The sequence below is a fragment of the Polyangium sp. y55x31 genome, from assembly GCF_029946505.1.
GTDB lineage: Bacteria > Myxococcota_A > Polyangia > Polyangiales > Polyangiaceae > Polyangium.
In genome coordinates this window covers 13,780-38,784 of sequence record NZ_JARZHG010000061.1, presented here as the reverse complement: position 1 = coordinate 38,784, position 25,005 = coordinate 13,780, and the positions used below count along the sequence as shown (strand labels likewise).

Annotated in this window: 23 protein-coding genes; 12 read left to right on the top strand and 11 right to left on the bottom strand. The window is 69.3% G+C overall.

Annotated elements, in window-relative coordinates:
• Positions 1-2,134: hypothetical protein (locus tag QHF84_RS48105; RefSeq protein WP_281320398.1), on the top strand; the 2,134-nt coding region annotated here is incomplete at its 5' end.
• A gap of 21 nt (positions 2,135-2,155) precedes the next feature.
• Here the strand turns inward: QHF84_RS48105 and cdd are convergent.
• Together cdd and QHF84_RS48095 are read right to left on the bottom strand one after the other, a co-directional pair.
• Entirely contained in the window at positions 2,156-2,602 is a 447-nt protein-coding gene (gene cdd / locus QHF84_RS48100; RefSeq protein ID WP_281320397.1) for a cytidine deaminase, read from the bottom strand.
• A complete protein-coding gene (locus QHF84_RS48095) occupies positions 2,599-3,462 on the bottom strand; it encodes a purine-nucleoside phosphorylase (RefSeq protein WP_281320396.1) in 864 nt (287 codons plus the stop codon). The genes cdd and QHF84_RS48095 overlap by 4 nt, the downstream gene beginning before the upstream one ends.
• Before the next feature lie 204 nt (positions 3,463-3,666).
• On the opposite strand from QHF84_RS48095, the gene QHF84_RS48090 reads away from it, so the two are divergent.
• The 3 genes from QHF84_RS48090 to QHF84_RS48080 all read left to right on the top strand — a co-directional run bounded on the left by QHF84_RS48090 (position 3,667) and on the right by QHF84_RS48080 (position 6,300).
• Entirely contained in the window at positions 3,667-4,017 is a 351-nt protein-coding gene (locus QHF84_RS48090) for a hypothetical protein (protein WP_281320395.1), read from the top strand.
• A 403-nt stretch (positions 4,018-4,420) separates the two neighbouring features.
• Positions 4,421-5,080 carry a sigma-70 family RNA polymerase sigma factor gene (locus tag QHF84_RS48085; protein ID WP_281320394.1) on the top strand — a complete coding sequence of 220 codons (660 nt, stop codon included), beginning with the start codon at positions 4,421-4,423 and terminating at the stop codon, positions 5,078-5,080.
• On the top strand, positions 5,077-6,300 hold the full coding sequence (locus QHF84_RS48080; RefSeq protein ID WP_281320393.1) for a FecR domain-containing protein: 1,224 nt from the start codon (positions 5,077-5,079) through the stop codon (positions 6,298-6,300). Before QHF84_RS48085 ends, QHF84_RS48080 begins: the two co-directional genes overlap by 4 nt.
• Positions 6,301-6,480: 180 nt before the next feature.
• Here the strand turns inward: QHF84_RS48080 and QHF84_RS48075 are convergent, their stop codons facing one another.
• Complete coding sequence (locus QHF84_RS48075; protein ID WP_281320392.1) at positions 6,481-6,804, bottom strand: PilZ domain-containing protein; 324 nt, start codon at positions 6,802-6,804, stop codon at positions 6,481-6,483.
• A gap of 60 nt (positions 6,805-6,864) precedes the next feature.
• Between QHF84_RS48075 and QHF84_RS48070 the strand changes: the two genes are divergently transcribed.
• The 4 genes from QHF84_RS48070 to QHF84_RS48055 all read left to right on the top strand — a co-directional run bounded on the left by QHF84_RS48070 (position 6,865) and on the right by QHF84_RS48055 (position 12,415).
• Positions 6,865-7,794, top strand: a complete 930-nt coding sequence (locus QHF84_RS48070; protein WP_281320391.1) for a tetratricopeptide repeat protein — start codon at positions 6,865-6,867, stop codon at positions 7,792-7,794.
• Positions 7,795-7,853: 59 nt separating this feature from the next.
• Positions 7,854-8,825: a nucleotidyltransferase family protein gene (locus QHF84_RS48065; RefSeq protein WP_281320390.1), complete on the top strand. Its 972-nt coding sequence runs from the start codon at positions 7,854-7,856 to the stop codon at positions 8,823-8,825.
• 202 nt (positions 8,826-9,027) lie between these two features.
• Positions 9,028-11,355, top strand: coding sequence for a hypothetical protein (locus tag QHF84_RS48060; protein WP_281320389.1), 2,328 nt, complete (start codon positions 9,028-9,030; stop codon positions 11,353-11,355).
• A 97-nt stretch (positions 11,356-11,452) separates the two neighbouring features.
• Positions 11,453-12,415: an alpha/beta hydrolase gene (locus QHF84_RS48055; protein WP_281320388.1), complete on the top strand. Its 963-nt coding sequence runs from the start codon at positions 11,453-11,455 to the stop codon at positions 12,413-12,415.
• On the opposite strand, the gene QHF84_RS48050 is transcribed toward QHF84_RS48055, so the two are convergent.
• The 3 genes from QHF84_RS48050 to QHF84_RS48040 form a co-directional block, all read right to left on the bottom strand.
• A complete protein-coding gene (locus QHF84_RS48050; protein WP_281320387.1) occupies positions 12,416-13,978 on the bottom strand; it encodes a GMC family oxidoreductase in 1,563 nt (520 codons plus the stop codon).
• Positions 13,975-14,490 carry a hypothetical protein gene (locus tag QHF84_RS48045; RefSeq protein WP_281320386.1) on the bottom strand — a complete coding sequence of 172 codons (516 nt, stop codon included), beginning with the start codon at positions 14,488-14,490 and terminating at the stop codon, positions 13,975-13,977. Before QHF84_RS48045 ends, QHF84_RS48050 begins: the two co-directional genes overlap by 4 nt.
• A gap of 135 nt (positions 14,491-14,625) precedes the next feature.
• On the bottom strand, positions 14,626-15,099 hold the full coding sequence (locus QHF84_RS48040) for a hypothetical protein (protein ID WP_281320385.1): 474 nt from the start codon (positions 15,097-15,099) through the stop codon (positions 14,626-14,628).
• Positions 15,100-15,500: 401 nt separating this feature from the next.
• On the opposite strand from QHF84_RS48040, the gene QHF84_RS48035 reads away from it, so the two are divergent.
• Genes QHF84_RS48035 through QHF84_RS48025 form a run of 3 tightly spaced genes read left to right on the top strand, consistent with a single transcriptional unit; the run spans position 15,501 to position 18,624 of the window.
• Complete coding sequence (locus tag QHF84_RS48035; RefSeq protein WP_281320384.1) at positions 15,501-16,187, top strand: response regulator transcription factor; 687 nt, start codon at positions 15,501-15,503, stop codon at positions 16,185-16,187.
• Complete coding sequence (locus tag QHF84_RS48030) at positions 16,184-17,470, top strand: HAMP domain-containing sensor histidine kinase (protein ID WP_281320383.1); 1,287 nt, start codon at positions 16,184-16,186, stop codon at positions 17,468-17,470. The genes QHF84_RS48035 and QHF84_RS48030 overlap by 4 nt, the downstream gene beginning before the upstream one ends.
• A gap of 23 nt (positions 17,471-17,493) precedes the next feature.
• A complete protein-coding gene (locus QHF84_RS48025; RefSeq protein WP_281320382.1) occupies positions 17,494-18,624 on the top strand; it encodes a dipeptide epimerase in 1,131 nt (376 codons plus the stop codon).
• Here the strand turns inward: QHF84_RS48025 and QHF84_RS48020 are convergent.
• Positions 18,614-19,897 (bottom strand): hypothetical protein, encoded by a 1,284-nt coding sequence (locus QHF84_RS48020; protein WP_281320381.1) that lies wholly within the window; start codon positions 19,895-19,897, stop codon positions 18,614-18,616. The two genes, QHF84_RS48025 and QHF84_RS48020, sit on opposite strands and share 11 nt — an antisense overlap.
• 137 nt (positions 19,898-20,034) lie before the next feature.
• Between QHF84_RS48020 and QHF84_RS48015 the strand changes: the two genes are divergently transcribed.
• Positions 20,035-20,730, top strand: a complete 696-nt coding sequence (locus tag QHF84_RS48015; RefSeq protein WP_281320380.1) for a hypothetical protein — start codon at positions 20,035-20,037, stop codon at positions 20,728-20,730.
• A 34-nt stretch (positions 20,731-20,764) separates the two neighbouring features.
• Here QHF84_RS48015 and QHF84_RS48010 read toward each other — a convergent pair whose 3' ends face one another.
• The 4 genes from QHF84_RS48010 to QHF84_RS47995 form a co-directional block, all read right to left on the bottom strand.
• The gene (locus QHF84_RS48010; protein WP_281320379.1) at positions 20,765-21,205 is read right to left on the bottom strand and encodes a nuclear transport factor 2 family protein; all 441 of its coding nucleotides are present in this window, start codon (positions 21,203-21,205) and stop codon (positions 20,765-20,767) included.
• Complete coding sequence (locus tag QHF84_RS48005) at positions 21,202-22,155, bottom strand: aldo/keto reductase (RefSeq protein ID WP_281320378.1); 954 nt, start codon at positions 22,153-22,155, stop codon at positions 21,202-21,204. The genes QHF84_RS48010 and QHF84_RS48005 overlap by 4 nt, the downstream gene beginning before the upstream one ends.
• 71 nt (positions 22,156-22,226) lie before the next feature.
• On the bottom strand, positions 22,227-23,273 hold the full coding sequence (locus QHF84_RS48000; protein ID WP_281320377.1) for a type III polyketide synthase: 1,047 nt from the start codon (positions 23,271-23,273) through the stop codon (positions 22,227-22,229).
• 1,026 nt (positions 23,274-24,299) lie between these two features.
• Positions 24,300-25,004 (bottom strand): dienelactone hydrolase family protein, encoded by a 705-nt coding sequence (locus QHF84_RS47995; protein ID WP_281320376.1) that lies wholly within the window; start codon positions 25,002-25,004, stop codon positions 24,300-24,302.
• Position 25,005: the final 1 nt, after the last annotated feature.

The window sequence follows — 25,005 nt, the reverse complement described above, 5'->3', positions numbered from 1 at the left end:
GCCCGCGCCTGTCGCGGCCGTGCCGCCTCCTGCACCGCCGCCTGCGCCCGCTCCCGCGGCCGCTGCGCCGCCGCCCCCCGCGCCGCCGCGTCCTGGTGGATCCACGGCCGCGACGCCGCCGCGTCCGACCGCAGCAGCACCCGCGCCTGCCACGACGCGCTCGGTGCCTCCGCCCGCGGCGCCCTTCCGCGCGAGCGAGCGCCCGCCGGCCCCGCAAGCGACGGATACGGCGGAGCTCGATCGACTCCGCGCGGAGCTCGCGCGCAGCAAGGACGAGCTCGCGCGTAGCAAGGACGAGCTCGCGCGCAGCCGCGACGAACTCACGCAAGCGAAGGACGAGCTCACGCGCGCCAAGGGTGATTTCGCGCGCCTCGAAGGCGACGTCCCGCGCGTCCAGCAAGAGATCGAGACGCTCCGGGGCGAGCTCGCTCGGACGCGAGACGAGAGCGCGCGCCTCGATCAGGAGCTCCATGCCTCGCGCGCCAACGTGTCGAAGCTCGAAGCCGATCTCGCCAAGGCGAGCGAAGGATCGGCCGACGTGGCGCGGCTCAAGCGCGAGGCCGAGGAGCTCAAGGCGAAGCTCTCCGCGGCGATCGCGGCGACGGCGGCCGTGCAAGGCGGAGGTGGTTTGACGGGCACGGCGGCGCTCACCGCCACCTCGCGCCTCGGCGGCGTGTCGAGCCGCGAGTTCCTCGATCTGCGCGAGGCCCTGAACAAGAAGGACAAGGAGATCCTCGCCCTGCGCGAGCAGGTCTCGCAGCGTGACAAGGAGCTCATCGAGCTGCGGGATCAGGCGCTCGTGCTGGAGCGCGAGAAGGCCGATCAGCTCGATCGCATGATCGAGTTCGAAGGCTCGCGCGAGCAGGTCGACGCCGAGCTCAGCAAGCTGCGCGACGATCGCGAGGCGCTCGAGAAGCGCGTGCAGAACTTCCAGCTCCTGCTCGAGCGCGTCGAGGAGAAGCTCGCGACGCGCGACGCGGAGCTCGCGGCGGCGAGGCTCGATAAAGAGGCCGCGATCGCGATGCGGGAGGAGCAGCTCCGGACGTCGAGCGAGACGCTCTCGCAAGCCGTCGCGGACGCAGAGGCGCGGACGCGCGCGAGCGAGGCCGAGCGGCTCGGGAAGGAGCACGCAGCAGAGATCGCGCGGCTCGGTGAGGAGCACGCGGCCGCGATCAAGAAGCTCGGCGACGAACACGCGGCGGCGATCGCGAAGCTGCGCGACGAGCACGCGGCCGAGATCGGCGAGCTCAGCGCGGAGCAGGGCGTGGAGCTCGGCAAGGCGCGCGAGGAGCACGCCGCGGAGATCAAGAAGCTCGGCGAGGAGCACGCGGCGGCGATCGAGGCGCTGCGATCCGCGGGCGCGAGCGAGGCGGAGCGCGCGCGGCAAGAGGAGATCACGAAGCTCCGCGAGGAGCACGCGGCCACGCTCGCGCGGCTCGAAGCCGATCACGTAAAAGCCCTCGAAGCGGCGAGCGCCGAGAAGGCGCAGGCGATCGAAGAAGCCAAGGCCCGCGCCATCGAGGAAGCGACGCGCGCGGCGGACGAGCGGGTCAAGGCGCGCGAGCAAGAGCTCGAGGAGGCGCACGCGCGCGCCGTGGCCGAGCTCGAAGCGCGTCATGCCGCGGCGATCGCGGGCGCCGAAGAGGCCACGCGGAAGGCCGTCGCGGAGCACGAGGAGCGAGCGCGCGCGAACGACGCGGCGCGCGCAGCGGAGGCCGAGGAAGAGCGCGAGGTCCGCAAGCGCGCGCTCGCCGAGCAGGAGACGACCTTGCGCGCCGCCGCGGCCGAGCTCGAAGCGCGCATCGCCGCGCTCGGGACCGAGCTCGAAGAGGCGCGCGCGGCGATCGAAGCGGCGCGCCGGGACGAGGGCACGCTGCGCGCGGATCTCGCGGCCCGCGTGGCCGACGTCGCGCGGCTCGAAGAGGAGCTGCGCAAGCGCGAAGAGGAGCGCGACGCGCTCGCCGCGGAGAAGGCGACGCTCGTGGCCGACGGCGTCAACGCGGCGGCGCGCCTCACGCGCGTCCGCGCGCGGTGGGAAGAGGACAAGCTCGCGCTCGAACGCGCGCGCGAGTCGCTCCTGCAGGCCGTGCAGCGGATTCAGGAAGTCGAGTCGCGGCCGATCGACGCGGAGTGAGTCGAGCGCCCCCGCGGCCGCTCAGCTCGATCTCGCGCGGAACGCCTCGGGCAGGAGCGCCGCGAGTGACGTCCTGCGCGAGAGCCCGTCGTGACCGGCGACGAGCATCCGGATCGGCATATCGTCCGCGAACTCGGCGAGCGTCTGCCGGCACATCCCGCATGGCGCGCCGATCGGCGGGCTCGAAACGTCGGGACCGAGCTTCGACGAGCCCGGCGTCACGACCGTGAGCGCGATCGGATCGCGCTCGCCTGCGGCCACCATCTGTACGATCGCCGAACGCTCGGCGCAGATCGAGAGCCCGTACGACGCGTTCTCCACGTTGCAACCGGTGAAGATCCGACCCGACGCGGTGAGCAGCGCGGCGCCGACCTGGTACGTCGAGTACGGCGCGTGCGCGCGGGTCTGCACGTCGAGCGCCGCGCGCTCGAGCGCGGCCCAGTCGATGGTCGTCTGCGGATCGATCAAGCCGCTCCTCCTCGCCAGCTTCCGCCGCCGGTGATCGCTGCGCCGACCTTCTTCACCCAGGCCGAGAGCAGCCCCGTGAACCGCTCGCGCGACTGCCGCGCCGTCTCCTCGACCTCGGCGTGATCGAGCGGCGTCGGGCTCAGGCCCGCGGCGAGGTTCGTGATGCACGACATCGCGCCGCAGCGCACGCCCATGTGCCGGAGCGCGATCACCTCGTGCACCGTGCTCATCCCGACCGCGTCCGCGCCGAGCGTCCTCAGCATCGCGATCTCGGCCGGCGTTTCGTACGACGGGCCGAGCAGCCCTGCGTACACGCCCTCGTGGATCGACACGCCCGCGTCCGCGGCCGCCTCGCGCGCGAGCGCCGCGATGCGCCGATCGTAGGCGTGCGTCATGTCCGGGAAGCGCGGACCGAGGCCGGCTTCGTTTGGCCCGACGAGCGGGTTTTGTCCCGTCAGGTTCAGGTGATCACGAATGAGCATCAGGTCCCCGGGCTGGAACGTGGGCCTCGTACCGCCGGCGGCGTTCGTCAAGAGCGCCGCGCGACACCCGAGCCGCGCGAGCAGCCGCGCGCCGAACACCGCGCGCTCGGGCGCGTGGCCCTCGTAGAGGTGCACGCGGCCTTGCAGACAGGCGACCGGCACGCCGTTCGCGAGGCCGATCCAGAGCTTGCCCGCGTGCCCGACGACGGTCGACACGGGCATGAACGGGATTTCGCTGTAGGGGAGCACCACGTGCTCCTCGAGGCTCTCGGCCCACGCGCCGAGCCCCGAACCGAGCACCACGCCGACCACCGGGGTGATCGGGCTCTTCGATCGGATGACGGCGACGGCCTCGTCGAGGTGAGAGATCAGGCTCATTTGTCGGAGGGTAGTACAGGCCGACGGGGCGGGTAAACGTTTGGCCGCGCCCGCTCCGCCGTCCGTCCTTTCTTTGGTCGGTTCGAGAAGGGTGCAGGGTTCGGGCGTCCGTGATAGGGTGCGCGCCCTCCTGCGTCGTTGAGGGGTAACCGCGCCGAACCTCGCGCGTAGCCCGCTCCTCCAGAAGCTTCCAAGGTGAATCCGATGAGCACGTTCGAAGAGTTCCTCAAGGCCAAGGCGATCGACCCGCGCAGGATCATCGCGGCGTCCCAGAAGATCGAGAAGCTGCGCCCCGAGGATCGGGCGATCCGTCTGACCAAGCGCCTCGCCCGCAAGAGCGAGGACGGCGCGAAGAAGAAGGAGGGGCTCAAGAAGCCCCGCAGCGGCCGCCCCGTGACGGACCGCGCGATCGCGTCGGCGATCGCGGGCAAGTCCATCAGCGGCCCCTCCAAGACGCGCATCCTCCGCGCGGTCAACTACATCCTCGAGCAGAAGAAGCAGGAGAAGGTCGACCTCAAGGCGATCTTCCCCGGCGAGAAGAAGGCCGCGGCCTGAGGAACAAGGCGGGGGTGAGGCTTCGGTAGACGAAGCTTCGCCCCCGAACTTTTTTCGAAGGGTACGTTGCGGGCGGCGCTTCTGCCGTCCGTCACAGATCGCCGAGACGTCGGCGAGCGGACTTGCGCGACGACAGGTCGAGCAGGTCGGCGGCGACGAGGGCGACGGTCAATCCCACGGCGATGTAGAGCATGCGCCGACGTTGCGTCCGGCCGCGGGAAATGGACAAATTTCGTGCAAAAGGGCGGCCGCGTGAATGCGCCCCCGCCTCCGCGCAACGGACCCGTTCGTGTACCCCGTGGCGCTGCCGCGCGCGATCTCGTCGCTGGTCTCGGCGCCCGCTGTCGCTCCATCCCGGTCGTTTTTCGCATGGCCGAGCGCGAGCCTGGCCACTCGGGCCTTCGTGGACACCGCGGACGTAGACGAGCTCGTCCGGCGTGCCCGGAGCGGCGACAGGGGCGCCTTCTCGGCCCTCTACCGGATGCACCGGGAGGCCGTGGCGCGGCTCGTCTTCCGCATGCTCGGCCGCGCGAGCGACATCGAGGACGTGGTGCAGGAGGTCTTCCTCCAGGTGCACCGGAGCCTCGGTGACTTCCGCGGGCAGTCGAAGTTCTCCACCTGGATTCATCGCATCACGGTGAACGTGGTGCTCATGATCCGCAGGGCCGAGCGCAGCCGTCCGGTTTTCGCGGACGAGCCGCTCGCGACTGAGCACGAGCGGGACTCCGGCCTCTTGCCCGACGAGGAGGCGACGCTCCGGCGCCGGCTCGTCGCGTTCAAGCGGCTGCTCGATCGGATCTCCGAGAAGAAACGTACGGTGTACGTGCTGCACGACATCGAGGGCTTGGCGCCCGCCGAGATCGCGACGATCGTGGATGCTCCCGTGCTCACGGTGCGAACGAGGTTGTTCTACGCGCGGCGCGAGCTCGCCGAGCTCATGCGGGAGGAGCCTGCGCTCGCGCAGCTCGTGGATGAAATCGGGGGTTTGGGAGCGCAGCTCGGCGCGTCCGAGCGGAGCGGCCAAGCGTCGAATGCTCTTTCGGCGGAGGGGAAAACCACGTGAGCGACAACGACCCCGGCACGCGCGCCCTCGAGGTGATGCGCGGCGCGCTCGCCGACGAGAAGCCGCCCGAGCTGCCCTGGGATGTGATCGAGCAGAGGCTCGACGAGCGCATCGATCAGGACGAGCAAGCGCGCGCATCCCGAGCGCTCCCTCGCATCGGGCGCGGCGCGCGGATTGGCCTCGCGGCTTGCGCGGCCGCTGCGGCGGTGATCGCTGTCGCGAGCTTCGGCGCGCGATCGAAGAACGAAACGCCCGCGAGTTTTGCCGTTCGGTGGCGTGCGCCCGAGACGATCGCGTTCCTTGCGGGCAGCGAGTCCGAGCGTGATCTCTCGCTTCTTCGCCCCGGTGACGGCGTCGAGGCCGGCGAGGCGCCGCTCACGCTCGTGCAACGTGGCATCGTCCGCGTCACGCTCGCGCCCGGCGCGCGCGCGACCATCGTCGCTGCGGCCACCGAGGCCGGGGATCCGCTCGTGCTCGGCCTCGAACGAGGCTCCTTGCGCGCCGACGTGACGCCACGAAAAACCACCGAGGGACTCGTCGAGACCTTCGCCGTCGACGTCGGCCGCACGCGTGTCGCCGCGCATGGCACCGCGTTCACCGTCGTGCGTGGCAACGACGACGTCCTCGTCGATCTCGAACACGGCGCGGTCGCCGTCGGTCCCGCGGGTCGCCCTGGCGTCACCACGGGCCGCCTCCTCGTCGGCCGTGCGCGCGCATCCTTCTCGCTCGACGGCGGCGAGATCGCCCGCATGCTCCCTGTCGAAGGCGCGCCCCCCGCGCCGCCTGCGCCTGTGGACACAACGCCTCCGCCGAAGCCTGCGCTCGCGCCGCCGCCTCCGAGCGTCGCCGAGCGCCCGCAGCAGCACGTCCACGATCGTCCGGACGCACCGCCTGCGCCGCCTCCGCCTGTGGAGGCGCCCTCCGTCGTGCCCGAGGCGCCGCCTGCGCCCAAGCCTGCGCCCGTGCTCACGCGTGCCTCCGTGCATGCGGGCCTCTCGGGCTGCTTCGAGACGTACTACCGCGGCGGAGATCCTTCCGTTCGTCTCTCGGTCACGTCCACGGTGACCGTCTCCCTCGATCCGGAAGGCGCCGTCTCGTCCGTGCGCTTCGATCCGCCGCTCGAACCCCGGTTCATGCAGTGCGTCTTCGACTCGCTGCGCCCGGGCAAGTTCGTCGGGACGAGTGGCCCCGTCGCCGTGCCGTTCCAGCTCGGTCAGTAAGACGCTGTTCGCGTCGAGTAAAACTCATGCGCCTGTGCATCGACCGCATCGCGGTCGATGCATCAAAGGTCCAGGGCTGGCCCTGGTCCGGGTCGAGGGGCGGATAGCCCCTCGTCGGGTCCGGGGTGAAACCCCGGCGCTACGGGTTCGTCCGGACAGAACCCCTGCCCGGACAAACCGTCACCGGATCGAAGGCGGCGCGCCTGTGAGGAGCTGCATCAGCGCGTGCGTCTCGCGTGCGCCCATCAGACCGAACTGCACGCCCATTCCGTCGGGCTCGGTCCAGCGCACCGTCGACTTCACCATGACCTCTTGCTTCACGCCGGGCAGTTGCATGTAGAGGTTCACGCTCGCGTTGAAGGGCGCGGGCTTGTCGGTGACGATGAACATGCCGCCGATGCTCAGGTCGCGCGAGAAGGCATCGACGCGCGGCCCATCCCCCACCTGGAACGCGACTGCCATTCGAACGACCCTTCGCGGGTGTCTTCGCTTCTCGGCCAACACTACTTTCTCTCCTCGTGCCCCGACGCCGTCCTACAATAAACGGTCGGAGGTCGGAGCGCGGTGGCAAAAAACGAGGCGCGCGTCGCCAAGGGGTTCGGCCGGCACTTCGAGGGCTGGCAGCCGGGCCTCGTTGCCGTCTTTCTTGCCGGCAGTGCCGCCCTCCTCGCCGTCCCGCGGTCGGTCCCGCCCGAGGACCTGCCCGTTCCCCTCGTCGAGCCCGGGAAGCTCGCCGAGGCTGCGGCGAACGATGACGCCCGCGCTCGCGCCGTCGAGGCGAAACCCCTCGACGCTGACGTCCGCGCGCTCGGCTCGCTCCTCCGCGCCTTCGGGCGCGCCGATGCGGGCGGCGACGACGCCATGCTTGCCGAGCTCCGCCGCCGGATCGGCCCTGCCGCTGCCCGCGCACTCGCCCAGGGTGAGGATGCCGTCCTCGCGCTCCGCGCCTACCAGCTCCGCTCCTTCCTCCGCGAGGTGCAGCGCTTCGTTCGGACCGGTGAAACCTCGGACGAGCTCGTCGAGCTTGGCGGCCCCTTCGCCGACGTCCTCACCCGCAACGGCTGGTGCGAGGGCGCTTCGCCTTGCGTCATGCACATGGATGAACGCGCGCTCCGCGCCTCCTTCAAGCTCCGGTGGAACGAGATCAGCGGCCTCTCGGGCAGCGCGCTCGCCCTCGGCGTCGACGAGCACCGCGCGCTCCTCGGCTTCCTCCTCGCGCATCCGCCGCACCCGGAGCCGGGGCGCGACGAAGGGCGCGGCGCGCAGGACCAGGCGGCCTTCCTGCTCCGCAAGATCGACGAGCTCTCGGCCCTCGATCCCTCGTACCCGCGCGAGCTCGCGCGCGGCATCGTGCGGTATCACAAGGGCGAGTACGGCCGCGCGGCCGAGCATTTCGCGACGCACCTCGAGATCTCGCCCGATGGACCGTATGCGCTTCGCGCGCAGAACCATCTGCGCGCTGCGCTCGAACGCTCGCTCGCGGACGCTCCGTAGCCCCTGTTTTCTGGCTGCGCGCCCCTTGCGGTACGAACTGCCTGGCAACACGTCAGGCCATGATGTTCCGCCGCACGGTTGATGCCATTTCGTCCTCCGGGACGCCACGCTCGCTCGACACGACGCGGCTCCCGCTCCCCAAGCCCATGGTCGCTTGCGACCCTCCACCACCACCGAGCACGCCCGTCGAGCCTACGATCGCCTTGCCTCGCGACGTCGATCCGAACGCGGTCCTCGCGCTCGACATGACCCCCGAGGCGCGCGACTTCTTCGCGTCGGCGCTCCGCGTGCTCGCCGCGTCCGACGTTCCTTTCCTCGTCGGCGGCGCCTACGCGCTCGCGCACCACGCCGGCATGCGCAGGCGCACCCGCGACCTCGACGTCTTCGTTCGACGCCGCGACGTCGGCGCGGCTCTGCTCGTCCTCGAAAACGCGGGCTACACGACCTGCATCGCGTTCCCGCACTGGCTCGCCAAGGCGTACTCCGGCAGCGAGCACGTCGACGTCATCTGGAGCTCGGGCAACGGCCTCGCCGAGGTCGACGATCTCTGGTTCGAGCACGCGGGCCGCGGTGAGGTCTTCGGCGTCGACGTCGGCCTTTGCCCTGCGGAAGAGACCATCTTCGCGAAGTCCTTCATCCAGGAGCGCGAGCGGTACGACGGGGCCGACGTCGCTCACGTGCTCCGCGCGCGCTGCGAGGATCTCGACTGGCCTCGGATCGTCGCGCGCTTTGGCGATCACTGGCGGGTCCTCCTGAGCCAGCTCATCCTCTTCGGCTTCATCTATCCGACGGAGCAGCGCCGCATCCCGCCGTGGGTCATGCGCGAGCTCGTCACGCGCCTCGAAGCCGAATGCGCGTCGCCGCCCAAGGTGGGCCACATCTGCCGGGGCACGCTCCTCTCGCGCGCGCAGTACCTCGCCGACGTGAGCGAGGGCTGGGACGACGCGCGCCTCTTTCCCGCGGGCAGCATGTCGTCCGAGGAGATCGCGCGCTGGACTGCCGCGATCGACCAGCCGCCCCCGCACCCTTGAGCCTCGGAAACGCGAGAGCACGACTTCGGTTGGCGTGATCTGGGCGATATGCCAACTCCGTTGCCAAAATTTCCGTGTAACTGGATAAAAGCGCCAAAAACCGAGAAATTGGGACGGCATCCCTTTTGCGAAGTGAGGGGCAGCGCTGCTGCTGAGGCAGCCAACCCGCAAGGCACCTCGCACTCCAGGAAAGGGAGCCCCCATGAACCGCCGTCCTCTTCGTCCAGGTCTTCCGGGCGTCTTCGCTGCCACCTCCGCTGTCGTCTTCCCCGGCCTCGTCACCGTCGCCCTCTCCGGCCTCATGGCCGTCGGTTGCCTCGACCGACCCATCGACGTTGTCGATCCGCGCATCACGTCGACCATCGTCGAGGTCGTTCCTCACAGCGGCGTCGACAAGATCGACCTCGTCCTCGGCATCGACAACTCGGCCTCCATGGCCGACAAGCAGCAGATCCTCGCCCAGGCCGTCCCCGATCTCGTCGAGAGCCTCGTGAACCCGCCGTGCATCGACGAAGCGGGCGTGCCGCTCCCGAGCAACCAGCAGCCGAAGGGCCCCAAGGACGACTGCCCGTTGGGCTCGCGCCGCGAGTTCGAGCCCGTGCTCGACATCCACATCGGCATCGTCTCGTCGAGCCTCGGCGGCCACGGCGGCGGGCATTGCCCCGACCTGCAGAGCGACACGAGCTGCGGCAACGAGAAGGTCTCGAAGAACGACAAGGGTCACCTCGTCTCGCGCGCCGACGCCTGCGTCGCCGGCGAGGTGGTCCCGACGTACGGCGGCAAGGGCTTCCTCGCGTGGGATCCCGAGCAGCAACTGAGCCCGCCGGGCGAGGCGAACCTCGGCACGCTCGACGGCTCCGAGCCCGGCCTCGTGCCCGCGCTCGCCGAGATGGTCAAAGGCACCGGCCAGGTCGGCTGCGGCTACGAGTCGCAGCTCGAGAGCATCTACCGCTTCCTCGTCGACCCCGAGCCCTACGACACGATCGACGCCTCGTCGGGCTACGTGAAGGTGAGCGGCACGGACGGCGACCTGCTCGATCAGCGCAAGGACTTCCTCCGCCCCGACTCGCTCGTGGCGATCCTCATGCTGAGCGACGAGAACGACTGCTCGATCAAGGAGACCGGCTTCTTCTACCGCGCCTCGCACACCGCAGCGCTGCCGCGCCCGCGCGCCGAGTGCGCGACCGATCCGAACGACAAGTGCTGCTCCTCCTGCGGCCTGCCCACGCCCGAGGGCTGCCCTCCCGATCCGGGATGCTTTGACGCCCAAGGAAACGTCATGGTGCTGACCGCCTCTGAAGATCCCGTCGACCTGCGTTGCTACGACCAGAAGAAGCGCTTCGGCGTGGACTTCCTCTACCCGACGGACCGCTACGTGAAGGCGTTCTCGAGCCCCGAGATCACGACGCGCAGCGGCGAGGTCGTGGACAACCCGCTCTTCCCGAAGGCGAACCCCAAAGAGGGCGTGCCCGTCGTGCGCACGCCGGACCTCGTCTTCCTCGCCGGCATCGTCGGCGTACCGTGGCAGGACGTCGCCCGTGATCCCGCGGACCTCACGAAGGGCCTCAAGAACGCGCGCGAGATGGGCGCGGACGGGACCTGGGACATCATCCTCGGCAACCCCGCGCAGGGCGTCCTGCCGACGGATCCGCTCATGCACGAGTCGACCGATCCGCGCCCCGGCAAGCACCCGATCACCGGCGAGCAGACCGACATGGACCCGAGCACGCCGCTCGGCAACTCCATCAACGGGCACGAGTACGACACGCTCGGCGAAGACCTCCAGTACGCGTGCATCTTCGAGCTGCCCCAGGCGACCGATTGTCCGAACGATCCGAAATGCGCCGAGTGCCGCGACGGCACCGCGGGCAACCCGCTCTGCGATCCGGCCGCGCCCACGATGCGCGTCCGCGCCAAGGCCTACCCCGGCCTGCGCCAGCTCGGCGTGCTCAGCGGCCTCGGCGAGCAGGGCATCGTCGGCTCGGTTTGTCCGAAGCAGGTCGAGGATCGCACCTCGGCCGACTACGGCTACCGCCCCGCGATCGGCGCGCTCGTCGATCGCCTGAAGAGCAAGATCGGCGGCCCGTGCCTGCCGCGTACGCTCGACCGTGACGACAAGGGCGCCGTGAACTGCCTGCTCATCGAGGCGCGCCCGACCGGCGGAGCTTGCTCGTGTGATCCCGAGCATGCCCGGCTCCCCGTCGACGAGAAGCACGCCGCCGCGATCGACGAGGCCAAGGCGCGTTCGCCCGAGGCGGGCTGGGATTGCTTCTGCCAGATCCCGCAGCTCGAAAAAGAAGAGCTCACCATCTGCCAGAACGACGTCTCGGACGACCCGGTCACGCCCGCCGGCGAACCCGTCAGTGGCTTCTGCTACGTTGACGCCTCGACCGACCCGGCCATCGGCAACCCGGCCCTGGTCGCCCGCTGCTCCCAGTCCGAGCGCCGCATGATCCGCCTCGTGGGTGAGGGCGAGCCCTCCAAGGGCGCCACCCTGTTCGTCACCTGCTCGGGTGACTCCAGCCCCTGAGCGGACCCGGACGCACCTTCTCGTCACTGCCCAGCGTTGACGCGCGCCCCGTCCCGGGGGAGACGGGGAGAGAGCGCGAGACCGGAGTCTTCACCGCATGGGCACGATCATTCGCCACACCTTCCTGGACTCGAACGGCATCCGCATGCACGTGACCGATGCGGGCCGGGGCTATCCGATCCTCCTCTGCCACGGCTTTCCCGAGCTCTGGTACTCCTGGCGCCGCCAGATCCACGCCCTCGCCGAGGTGGGCTTCCGCGTCCTCTGCCCGGATCTCCGTGGCTACGGCGGGACCGACGCGCCCGAGGAGATCGAGAGCTACGTGATGCGCGAGCTCGTCGAAGACATCCACGGCCTCTTCGACGCGCTCGGCATCGACAAGGCGGGCGTGGTCGGGCACGACTGGGGCGGCTCGCTCGCGTGGCAGTTCGCGCTCCGTCACCCCGAGCGCACCGAGCGCGTGGCGAGCCTCAACACGCCGTACCTCCCGCCGGGCCCCGTGGCCCCGAGCCTCATGTACCGCGACGCCTTCCGTCTCACGGACAAGACGTTCTACATGCGTCACTTCCAGGAGCCGGGCGTCGCGGAGCGGGAGCTCGAGGCCGACGTGCGCGACACGTTCCAGAAGATCATGCGCCCGGCGAAGTACGCCGACTCCCTCGCCACGTTCATGACCGTCGGGGATGGCACCTCGCTGCTCGGGAAGATCGATCCCGGCGAGACGTTCCTCTCGAAGATCGACCTCGACACGTACGTGCGCATCTACAAGCGCACGGGCTTCCGGGGCGGCCTCAACTGGTACCGCGCGATGGATCTTTCGTGGGAGGAAGATCGCTCGCTCCCGTCCTTCGAGATCGACCTCCCCGCGCTGCTCGTGGTCACGGACAAAGATCCCGTCCTGCGGCCCGAGATGGCCGAGCTCTCGAAGCCGTACGTGAAGAACCTGCGCATCGAGCGCATCACGGATTGCGGCCACTGGACGCAGCAGGAGAAGCCCGCCGAGGTCTCGAACCTCCTCATCGATTTCTTCGGCGACCTCCGCGATCCCTCGATGGAGTGATCAGGCCGAACGCGCGATCCGCCGGAACCTCTCCGCGACACGCCAGGCGATACGCGTCGCCATGGCCATGATCGGCACCTGCGAGTTCACGCCGATGCTCGTCGGCAGGATCGATCCGTCGGCCACGAAGAGCCCCGGCAGCTCGTACGCCTGGCCGTTCGGATCCACGACCCCGCGGCGCGGATCATTCGCGGCGCGCGCGCTCCCGAGCGGGTGGAATGCCATGCATTCGAGGCGGCGCGCGTCGTAGTTCGTCCGTTCGAGCGCGAGCGCGTCGTCCATCGTGCGCACCGGACCTGCGCCCGTCACCGACACGTAGACCTCGCGCGCGCCCGCCGCGAGCGCCATCTCCGACACGATCGTGATCCCGCGCCGCAGCCGCGCGAGATCCCGCGGCGCCATCTCGTACGTCAGGATCGGCTCGCGCCCCGGCCCCGCGCGCACCGTGCCTCCGCCCTCGTCGTGCACCATCGCGCCGAACACCGCGAGCCTGCGGACCTCGCGCGCCATGCGCCTGAGCCGCGGGCCCACGCCCGGCATGCCCGCCGCGAGCACGTTCACCGTGCTGTACACGCCGACGAGCTTGATCCCCTCGGGCGCGAAATCGTCCGAGTACACGCTCTGCATCGCGCCGTCCCAGCCGCTGATCTCCTCGTCGAACATCGCCACGCAGCGCACGGCCGGGTGGAGCGTCACCCGCCGGCCGAGCTTCTCGCTCACCCGCCCCACGCCGCTCGCGCCGAGCAAGAGCGGCGTGTGCAAGGTCCCGCAAGCGGCCACGACCACCGGCGCGTGCACGACGAACCGGAACGACGGCCGCCCGCCCTCGCCGCCGAGCAGCCGCCCCTCGACGCCCGCCGCGCGCCCGTCCTTCACGAGCACCCGCGTCACGAGCGCGTCCGACACGACACGCGCTCCATGCGCGAATGCGCTCGGCAAGTACGACACGTCCACCGATCGTTTCGCGCCGGCTGGACATGTAAAATTGCACCGCGCGTTGCCCTCGCACGCCTCGGCGTTGCGGCGCATGGGCTTCATGGTGATCCCGAGTTTCTCCGCGCCCTCGACGAACTTCATCGTGGAGCGCGAGCGCAACGTGGCCGGCACCTCGCGCACGGCGAGCCTCTGCTCGACGTCCTCGTAAGCGGGCTCGAGTGCACGCTCGGAGAGCGCGTCGAGCCCGAGATCGGTGACCCAGTGATGGTGCACGTCGCTCGGGATCCGGAAACAAACGCCGCCCGTCAGCAGCGACGAACCGCCCACGGCTCGCCCCATGGTGATCGCGATGATCGGCGTCTGCCCGATCCCGAACGCCGTCGCCATGCCCGACTCGCGGAACAGCCGGCGCAGCGCCTCGCTCGGCCGGAACCTTTGATAGTCCTCGGGCCGGTAATACGGCCCCTCTTCGAGCATGATCACGCGCAGGCCCGTCTCGGCGAGCAGCGTCGCGACGACCGATCCGCCCGCCCCCGACCCGACCACGACCACGTCGCACGACGTTTCGAACGGCCCCGACAAATCCCGCCCGTGGAGGACGTGTTCGCCCGATGGAAGGTCGCTCATCGGGCCCGCTCCGGCGCGGCGGGAAGCCGCCTTCGTGCCGTCGTGCTCGGCCGATCGAAGCCCGTCGAGGCGAGCTCCTCGCCCTCCTCGAACGCGGCCACGCTCATCGGCACCTTGAAGGCCACGAGCAGCATCGCGAACAGCCCGAACCGGCTCTGTTCGAGCGCTTCCAGGTAGCCGACCCGCCGCGCGATGGGCAGGCGGCTCATGCGGGAGAAGGCGCCGATCACGAAGAGCGGCATCATCTCGAGGAGCCACGTGAGGACGGCGAACCCGCGGCGCAGATCGCTGCTCGCGCGGCCCACGGAGTGGTCGAGCCACGCCGTGGCGCGCTCGCAGATGGCCGGGCTCGCCGGCACGATCGCGCCTTTTTCGTCCTCGTCTGCGTACATGGCCTCCGCGTAGGCGAAGACCACTCGACGCGCCCGGGGCGAGAGGCCCTGCACGGGCCAATCGAGCCGATCGAGCGCGACTTCGGTCCCCGACGACTGTCCCGAAGCGACGTCCGACATCGGGCGAAGCCTAGCACTTGTTTGAAAGGATACAGCCTACAGGCCCGACGAAATTGTGTTGTAGGAGGGACAAACGCAAAACGCCCCGGGGTTTCCCGGGGCGTTCGGCGGGGTGTACTCGCCGAGGTCAGTCGATCAGTAGGGGAGGACGCACTCGACGATGCAGCCGCTGCCACCGCCCCAGATCTGGGACGCGCCCCTCGGGGCGATGATACCGCCGCAGGTCGTGACCTGGACGGCGCTCGGCGGGCAGGGCTCCTCATCCGGAACGCAGACGCACTGCGGCGGGGCGATGATCGACTGCACGCCGCCCGGCGCCTTCACGCTGCATTCCTCGTGCTCGCCAGGCGGGCACGGATCGTCACTCGGCGGCTCCTCGACGGGCGGCTCCTCGACGGGCGGCTCCTCCGGCGGAGGCTCGCACTCGCACGGGGGCGCGACGATGTTCGACGAGTTGCCGACGACCGACGGCAGGCACTCGCAAGGCTGGGCGAGCGATTGCTCGCTCTGCCCGACCAGCCCCTCTTTCTCGCTGACGCTACACCCAGCGGCGAACGCGAAGAGAGAAGCCATCGCAAAGAGCCCGGTGATCGAACGAAGCGTATTCATGAGACGACTCCTACGCGCATTCTCTCGCGCGTCATGAGAACCAGAAACGTCGGATACACGTTCCCCCCAGCAGAAGCGCGGCGAGCTGTGAATCCGAATACCTGCGGAGCCCAATTCGGAGTTCCGCGATGACTCTTCTACTTACCAGTTTCCCTCCCCGAAGAGCAAGGACTTTCGTTTTCCAGCGCCCTCTTCCGCGATCAGTGAGCAAGAATGCGTCGTGGGCACGTTCCGCGCGTTTTTCCTTTGGGAAGGCGCTTCCGCCCAGGCATCATGGCGGGTTTCGTTCTCGTCGCGCGGGCCCTTTGCATTTCTTCATGGAAGGCCCCGCGGACGCTTCACGAGGTGCACGCAAGCTCGGGTGACGGCCGCTTTCGTGGCCCTGGTACTCTGCCAACGCCATGGCGCTCCGCGTGCTCCTCATCGACGACGACATCCGGCTCTTCGACCTCCTGTCGAGTTACCTCGAGCAGAACGGTTTCCACGTGACCGGAGCCCCGGACGGACCCCGCGGGCTCGCCGCGCTGGAAGCCGGCACCTTCGACGTCGTGCTGCTCGACGTGATGATGCCCGGGATGGATGGGATCGAGGTCTGCCGCCGGATCCGGCAGAAAAATACGATCCCGGTCCTCATGCTCACGGCGCGCGGCGACGAGACGGATCGTGTCGTCGGCCTGGAGATCGGCGCCGACGACTACATCGCCAAGCCCTTCAGTCCGCGCGAGCTGCTCGCACGGATCAAGGCCGTGCTGCGCAGAGCCCGGCCCGAGGTCGCCGGCGAGCGGATCGTCGCGGGCGACATCGTGATCGACGTCCCCGGTCGCGTGGTCACGCGCGAGGGCGAGCTCGTGGAGCTCACGGGCCTCGAGTTCGATCTGCTCTGCGCGCTCGCGAGGCGCCCGGGACGCGTGGTCGCCCGGGACGCGCTGCTCTCGGAGGCGGGGCGCGGGGACGTGATCGTTGGGGAACGAACGGTCGACGTGCACATCTCGCACCTGCGGCAAAAGCTCGGCGACGACCCGCGCTCGCCGCGGCTCATCAAGACGGTGCGCGGCGTGGGGTACGTACTCGCGAAAGAAAAGTCGTGAATCGGCTGTCGTATTACGTGCGCGCCCGGCTGCAGCGCCGCCTCTTCTTGTGGTTCGGCGTGGCCATCCTCCTTTCGGGCGTGGCGTTCTCGATCGTGATGCTGCTCGTCTCGGCGCCGGGCGGCCCGGCCTGGGCGCGCGAGGTGGGCCGCGCGCGTGTCTTTTTGGGCGCGCGCTTCGGCGAGGTGTGGAACGACGACCGCGCCCGCGATGCGCTCGCCCGCGCCATCGCCCAGGACCTCGACGTCACCGTGATCCTGCGCGAGCCGAATGGCAGCGAGCTCCAGGCGTTCGGCCACGGTTGCGGGCGGAAGGCGTGGACGCTCGAAGCGCCCGCCGTGCGCGAGGGCCACAGGCTCGGGATCGTGACGATCTGCGCCGAGCGAACGCGCACCGCAGGCCCTCTGCGCTGGCTCGCGCCGCTCGTGGCGGCGAGCGTGATCCTGTGGGCGCTCTCGGGCACGGTGGCGCGCAGGCTCTCGCGCCCGCTCGAGGAGCTCGCGCGTGTCGCGGGCGAGATCGGGCGGGGCAATTACGGCGCGCGTGCGCGGATGGGGCGGCACGTCCACGGCGAGGCGGTCGTGCTCTCGATGGCGATGAACGAGATGGCCGCGCGGATCGAGCGGCAGATGAGTGATCAGCGGGAGCTGCTCGCGGCGGTCTCGCACGAGCTGCGCACGCCGCTCGCGCGGATCCGCCTGCTCACGGAGCTCACGCGGGACGGGGTGAACGTGCAGAAGAACCTCGACGAGCTCGATCGCGAGGTCTTCGAGATCGACGCGCTCGTCGGGGATCTGCTCGCGCAGAGCCGGCTCGATTTCACGGCGCTCGCGAAGGAGCAGCTCGATCCGGTGGAGACGGGCCTGCGCGCGCTCGATCGCGCGGGTGTCGGCGCGGAGGCGCTCGTCGTCGAGGGCAAACCGGAGTCCATCCTGGCTGATCCCACGCTGTTCGCGCGGGCGCTCGCGAACCTGCTCGACAACGCGAAGAAGCACGGCGGCGGCGTGGTCGCGTTGCGGATCACGGCGTTGCCTGGCGTGGTCGCCTTCGAGGTCGAGGACGCGGGGCGTGGCCTCGAGCCTGGCGAAGAGAGGCGGATCTTCGAGCCGTTTTATCGGCGTCCGGATGAGAAGGCGCGGGAGCAGGGCTCGCTCGGCCTCGGGCTCGCCTTGGTCTCGCGGATCGCCGAGGCGCACGGCGGACGCGCGCGGGCGGCGAACCGGGAGGAAGGCGGCGCGCGCATCGGCCTCGAAGTGCCCATCGCCCCGCGCCAAACGGCGTGACGGGTGTGCTAAGCGTGGCGTCGATGTATCTCGTCGAGGCCATCTCGGTTCGCCCGCTGTCCGTCCCGCTCCACGATCCGTTCGTCATCGCGACTGGGCGCGTGACCGTGACGCGTTCGGCGGAGGTGCGGGTCACGCTCGTGTCGGGAAGCGCGCGGGCCGAGGGGCTCGGCGAGGGCGCGGCGCTCTGGCCGGTGACGGTCGAGGATCAGCCTGACGTGCTCGCGGCGCTCGAGGCGGCCGCGGCGCGGTTGTCCGGGCAGATGATTGCGCTCCCCTCGGTGGACGAGGCGCACGGGGTGTCGCTCGCGGGGCTCGCTCCGCTCGGGGCGGCGCTCGACGGCGTGCTTTCTGGCAAGCCGGTGGCGCGGGCGGCGCTGGAGACGGCGATCCTCGACGCGTGGGCGAGGCTCCTCGGAATGCCGCTCCGGCGCCTGCTCGGCGGGGCGCGGGGCGAGGCGACGCGTACGCTCACGACGGACATCACGATTCCGATCGCGGAGCCCGCGCGCATGGCCGAGCTCGCGCAGGGCTGGGCGGCGCGGGGCTTTCGCCATTTCAAGGTGAAGGTCGGCAAGGACATGGATCAGGACCTCGCGGCGCTGTTCGCGATTCGCAACGTCGTGCCCGACGCGCGGTTTCGGATCGACGCGAACGCGGGGTTTTCCGCGGCGCAGGCCATTGCGATGGGGCGCGCCGTCGAGGCGAGAGGGCTCGTCGTGGAATGCTGGGAGCAGCCTTGCGCCGCGGACGATCTCGAAGGAATGGCGGAGGTCGCCGCCGCGCTCGCGCCGCCGGTGATCGCGGACGAGTCCGTGAAGACGCTCGCGGACCTCGGGCGTGTGCACGCGGCGCGGGCTGCGGACGGGGTGAATTTGAAGCTCGTGAAATCGGGTGGTCCGCTCGGGGCGCTCGCGATCGGGCGGGCGGCGAAAGAGGCGGGGATGCCGATCATGATCGGCGGCATGGTGGAGACGCGGCTCGGCATGACGGCCGGCGCGCACGTGGCGGCGGCGCTCGGCGGCGTCGATTTCGTCGATCTGGATACGGCGTGGCTGCTCGCCGGCGACCCCTACCGCGGCGGATACGAAGCGGACGGCCCGCGGTACACACTGCCGGCGGAGCCGGGGCTCGGCGTGACGGTTATCGCGTGATCAGGACGGGCAAACCGTCCCCGTCGTCGAGCACGCGACGAACCACGTCGCGGTAGCCTCCCCCCGCCGTCCTTTCCTGCTGGGCCGTCCCCCAGGCCTCGATTTCGTCGCCTTCCTGAACGCACGTCTCGCCGAGATCCACGAATCGCGGCTGCGTCTGGATCCCGCGGGCGGCGAGAAATGTGGCGATACGCGCGGCGGCCGCGGCGTCGAGGGACCGCGCCTGCGCCTCGGGTTTGTCGAGCGCAATGGAAAAGCGTTCGCCACGGATCTCCATCGATTCGGCGCCGTTCACGACGGTCATGGGAACGGCGTCGCCGTCGTCGAGGAGGATATCGTCGATGCGGCCCACGAGCCGGAACGCGAGGCAGGGTTTGCCTGAGATCGGGGCGACGAGCGCGGGCGTCTGGCCTTGCGAAATGCGACCACGCGCCGAGGCGCGCCCGGCGCGGAGGGGCTCGACCGAGGGTTCGTCCTCGATTTGCGCGGCTTTTTGCGCATCGATCCGTCGGAGGGCGGCGACGAGCCGCTCGGTGATGTGGTTCGCCGCATAAAGCGGGAACATCAAGGCGATCTTCGCCACGATGGCGAGCGGGATCATCATGATGAGCAAGGGGCCGGCGGAGTTCGCGAAGGCCTTCAGGCTCGTGAGCTCGATCAGGGGTTTTTTCGCGAAAACCTCGGCGATCACCATCGCGCCGAAAAGCACGAGCAGCGGGATGCGCAGGCTCGGCTTCTGTCTTCCGTTATGCCACGCGTCGAGCTTCGCGGAGAGCTCGGCGAGGCGATCGGTGGCGCGACTCCGCAAGCTCGGGCGAAGGGGCGTGGGTACGGGCAGCGGGACAAGGAGGGGCGGGGGCAGGGACGTTTCCCGAACGTGGCGGTAAACAGCAAACGTGACGGTGACGAGCCCTGCCCACAGGACCCACGGGAGGGCGAGGATCAGGCACCAGATGCCGAAGAAGCTGAGGCCCGCGAGCACCCCGAGCCCGACCCCGAAGGCGTTTCGCTCGAAGGACGGCGTGCCGAACACCTCTTCCCGCAGGAAAAGCGCGTCGATGATCACCGAGGCGAAGAGGCCGAGGGCCGCGGGTACGTAGAGCGCGAGCGTGCGCTGGGCGTCGAGCCAAGCGTCCTTTTCGGTGCGACCCCGCAAGCTCCGGAGCGCGTCCGCGACGGGCACGGTCGCGGCGCGGCAGCGCGGGCAAACCGAATCCGTCGCCGGGAGGCGGAGCTTGCAAGTGGTGCAGGCCTTGTCGAGATCGTTTCGCACGCGATGCGTCAGTCTACCGCCCTGAACAGGTGGAGCGCGAGGGCGTACCGTTCGGGCAAATTTCCGCCCTCCGCGCCGTCTTGTGAGCGCGCGCAGCACGTGTACGCTCTTCTCGATACTCGTTCCTGGAGGCATGGATGTCCGAAGGCCCGCTCGTTTCGCCGCAGCTCGTCATCCACAGTCGCATGCTCTATACGAGCTGGATCCCCGCCGACCCCAAGGCGTGTGCGCGCCTCTTGCCGGCCACGCTACGCCCGGCGAAGAACAATGCCATCTACATGAACCAATACGTGGTCGATACGCCCGAGCAGACGACGGGCTTCGGCGCGTATTCGCTCACGTACCTCGGCCTCGATCTCGACGGCCACGTCGCGCCCGACGGCGTGACCCCGGGCCGGTTCTTCACGCATTACCTGAACTCGGCCGAGCGCGTCCGCGCCTACGCCCGCGAGCGCGGCGTCCCGGCCTCGTCCGGTGAGACCACGCTCGAGATCGAGAACGACGTCCTCACGGCCACGACCTCCGTCGACGGCGTCCCCGTGATCCGCTCCCGCGCCCGCGTGGGCAAGGAGATCGGCATGGTCGCCCGGGGTCACCTGTTTTATTTGACGCGGCTCGGCGATCGCATCCTGGGCGGGCGATATCCGTACATCGGGGATCTCGTGACGCCGTTCGAGGTGCTCTCGATCGAGATGCTCGCCCCCGATCACCCCGTGTATGCGTTGCGCCCCGCCTCGCCGCTCCAAATCGTGCCGGGCGCGTGTTTTTATTCGCCCAGCGATTCGTTCGTCTACCCCGGCGGCGAAGTCGACCTCGGCCCCGCCGGCCATTGACCGGCGAGGCCCGAGGCGCGGACGACGCGCGGGATCAGTCCTCGTTTGCGTGCGCGACCGTCGCGCTCGTCCCGCCGCCGGCGAGGAAGGCCTGGACGGTCGAGAGGTCGTAGGCGTTCTCCCAGTGCTCCAGGATTCGCCCGTCGCGGAAGCGCCACACGCCGCAGAAGGGGACCGCGAGGGTCGCGCCGTCACGGTATGCGCGCAGGACGCCGAAGACGGCGCCGAAATGGTCGTTCGCGGAGATGTGCTCCACGTCCATGACGAGGGTGCCGCCGGTGAGGCGAATCAGATCGCGCTCATGGGTGACGGCGGCGTCCCTGCCGACGACGCGGCCGGCCGCAGCCTCACGAAAGTACGCCCGATCGGCCCTGTGCAGGATCATATCGTCGGCGGCGTACTCCCCGATACGCGTCAGATCGGCGTAAATGGTCTGGAGCATTCGGACGTTCGGGTGAAGGGCGGCGGTTTTCATGCGACCTCCTTCTTGGTGGAAGACGTGGGGGGCGTCGGACGCCACGTCGGCACGCTCGCGGCGAGGTTCGCGAGCTCGGTCATTTCCTTCTCGTCGAGCGAGAGCTCGGCGGCGCGGAGGTTCTCCTCCAGGTGGGTGAGGGAGGACGTGCCGGGGATCGCGAGAATGGCCGGCGATTTGTGCAAGAGCCACGCGAGGGCGAGCTGGGCGGGCGTCGCGCCGCGCCTCTTGGCAAACCCGGTGAGGATGCTGTTCGGCCCGGCGAGGGCGCCGTGGCCCATGGGGAACCACGGAATGAACGCGATGCCGCGCTGCTCGCAATAACGCAGGACCGGCTCGCCGGCGCGATCCGCGACGTTGTAGAGGTTCTCCACGGCGACGATGTCGGTGATCGCGCGAGCTTTTTCGAGCTGCTCGATCGTGACCTCGGGCTGCCCGGAGAGCGCGATATGGCGGATCTTGCCCTGCTCGCGGAGCCGGACGAGCTCGCCGAGCTGATCGGCAAGCGGAACGGCCGGGTCGATGCGGTGGAGCTGATAAAGCTCGATACGCTCGAGCCCGAGGTTGCGCAGGCTGAGCTCCACCTGCTGGCGCAGGTACGCGGGGCGCCCGCAGGGGACGATGTACGGCTTGTCCCGGTTCGTCCAGTCCTCCGGCCCGGAACGCAAAAGCCCGCCCTTGGTGGTGATCACGAGCCCCGCGGGGTAGGGGTGGAGCGCGCGGCGAATGATCTGCTCGTTCGTGGCCGGACCATAGGAATCGGCGGTATCGATGAAGTTGACGCCCAGGTCGACGGCGCGGCGGAGCAGCCGGATCGCCGCGTCCGGGTCGGTCGGCGGACCCCACATGCCGGGCCCGGTCAGGTACATCGCGCCATAACCGAGGCGCCGCACGGGAAGGTCGCCGCCGATATGGAACGTCGCCGACGGAGCTTTCAGCATCGTATTCATGATAATCCCCTCTCCTGTCCTTCTCGAACCACGGGCAGCGGCAGAATGCACGCCGTCCCTACCGACCGTCCTCAGGCCCTCCAGGAGCCGACGGACATTTCCGCCGTGATCCCGGGGCCGAACCCTGCGATCATTCCCCTGCCGCCTTCCTCGAGCTGGTCGTCCGCGAACAGGCGGCCGATGGAGTCGAGCACCACCACGCTGGCGATGTTGCCGTATTCCGTCAACGTGGCCCTGCTGTACCGGAACGACTCGAGCGGTACGCCCAGGTACTTGCAGAGATCGTTGAGGATGCGAGGCCCGCCCGCGTGAATGATGTAGAAATCCAGATTGCCAACGTCCCAGTTGTGACGCGCGGCGAGCTCACGCAGCACGGGGGCGAGGGGCTTCATGGTCCCGGGGACCCGCTTGTCGAGCCTGAAATGGAATCCCGTTTCCTTCACGACGTACGAGATCCATTCCTCGGTTTCCGGGATGATGTACGCCGCGTTTCGCTCGAGCCGGATGCCCTTGCCTCCGCTGCCCCGGACGACGACCGCGCCCACCGCATCTCCGAAGAGCCCGTCGGACAGGAGCGATCCGACGTCGTCGTCGGGCGGCTGGTAGCATAACGAGCAAAACTCGCAGGCGACGATGAGCACGTTGGTGCCCGGATGCGCCACGCAGAAATCGTGCGCGCGATTGATGGCCGCCGCGCCGGCCGCGCAGCCGAGCTGCGCGATCGGGATCTGCCGCGTGTCGTGACGGAATCCCATGGTGTTCACGAGCCAGGCCGTCATGGCCGGCATCATGAAGCCGGTGCACGACACATAGAGAATGGCGTCGATGTCCCGCGCCGTGAGCTCCGCGTGCTCGAGCGCTCGCTGGATCACCGGAGGTACGCGGCGCTTGGCTTCCGTTTCGTAGATCTTGTTGCGGGTCTCGAAACCAGGGTGCGCGAGGGTCTGCTCGAGCGGCTGGATGATGTGCCGCTTCCGAACCCCGGTGCTGCTGATGAGCCGCATGGCGAGCTTGAGCTGCGGTTTGCCCGCGTGCAATCGCTCGGCCAATTTCAGCGTATCTTCCATCGTGACGATGTTCTCCGGAACCGCGACTTCCGGCCTGCACAAGGTGGCCATGATCCCCTCCGTGTGGTTTTCCGCCCGAGAAAGTCCCGCTCGAAGAAAAACAATCGCTCGACCAGCGAGTCCGCGCTTTTTTATGAAAAAGGGAGAACGGTCACGTTCATGCGGCTCATTTCTCTTCATCCGCAGCGCTCCGAGGTGGCCGGGGGGCGGCCGTGTCGGACTTTGCGCATCGGATGCTCGCGAGGACCAGGTCGAGCAGCTCGGTCGCGAACGTGATGACGTCGCGAGATTCGTACCCGGCGCTCATCAAATCACGGAACATGGTCCTCGCGAGGGCTGACACCTCCGAGCCCGGCGTCGATCCTCGTACGGAGCGCGGTTTCTGACTGTCCGCCGGCGGCATGGCATTGCTCTCCGATTTCTCCGCTCGTGGGAAGAGCCGTCGATTGCACGACCGAGCAAGCTCCAGACCACGCGAGCGCTCACCGAGCATTCATGAAAATGCGGTCGCCAGACTCCAGCGTTGCCGCGCATTCATCGATGCGAGCAGGCTCGACTATGTCTCGCGCGGCCAGGTGGGATATCGCATGAGCCGGCCGGGTACATGCTGCCCGGTTTCATCACGGCATATGGGTGTGCCTTGCCCGGCCCGCCCCGCCGCCGTGGCCGAATCCAAACGCCATGTCGGGAACACGCGGCCTCGTTTTGCACGAGGAAGATCCCGGCCCGCGAGGAGCGATATCGTAGGCAGCCTGCGCGCGCGCCGGGGGGCCTTCCTCGTGGCGCCCGCCTTCACGGTCGGGAGCGGCCCCCGCCACTACGCACGCCCCCTCCTCCCCCTCGAACGGCGCCGTCGTCCTCCCCGCGGGGTCTCCGTCGGGTTCGGCAGCGTGATTACGGGGCAAACCCTCGTCCGCACATGCACGCGTCGGCAGCCATGGACGGCCGTCCGTCCGCGCGGCCCGGCCGATGCTCCAGCGCGGCGCTTTCCTCCGCGCGGCGACGAAAACGACGACAAAAAAAACGAGCGCCCTTCGCGAAAAGGGCGCTCGTGGGGCGGCCGGCGGAAATCGCCGATCAGAGGTGCGACTTCAGGAACGCGAGCGTGAGCGCCCAGGCCTGGGACGCGGCGGCCGCGTTGTAATTGCTGCGCGCGTCGCAGAAGAACCCGTGATCGTGCTCGGAGAACTCGATGTTCACGAAAGGCTTTTCGTGTTTCCGCAGCGCGTCCACCACGCTCTGCGCTTTCTCGTTCGAGATGAACGGATCCTTGCCGGCCCAGATGAGCAGGATCTTCCCCGATTGCGTGGCGGCATAAGGCAGCTTGTCGGGCGCGATGCTTCCATAGAAGGACACGGCGCACTTGAGCGGGGCGACGCCGTTCGTCACGAACGCGAGCCGCCCGCCCATGCAGAACCCGAGCGCGGCGACACGTCCTGCCTCGACGGCCGGGTGCTTTCCGAGGTATTCGGCGGCGGCGCGCACGTCGGCCTCGCTCTCCTCGGCCTTGTATTGGGTCGCGAGCTTCATGCTCGGGGCGAAGTCCTCGTAGCCGCCCTCGTAGCCGGGCGCGGTGCGGTGGAAGAGGTCGGGCGCGAGGGTTACGTACCCCTCGCGGGCGAAGCGCTCGGCGACGTCGCGGATGTGCGCGTTGACGCCGAAGATCTCCTGCAGGACGAGGAGCGCGGCGCGGGGCGTATCGCCCTCGGGCCGGCAGAGGTAACCGCCCATCGTGGTGCCGTCGGCGACGGGGATCTGGACACGCTCGGTGCGAATGGTCATC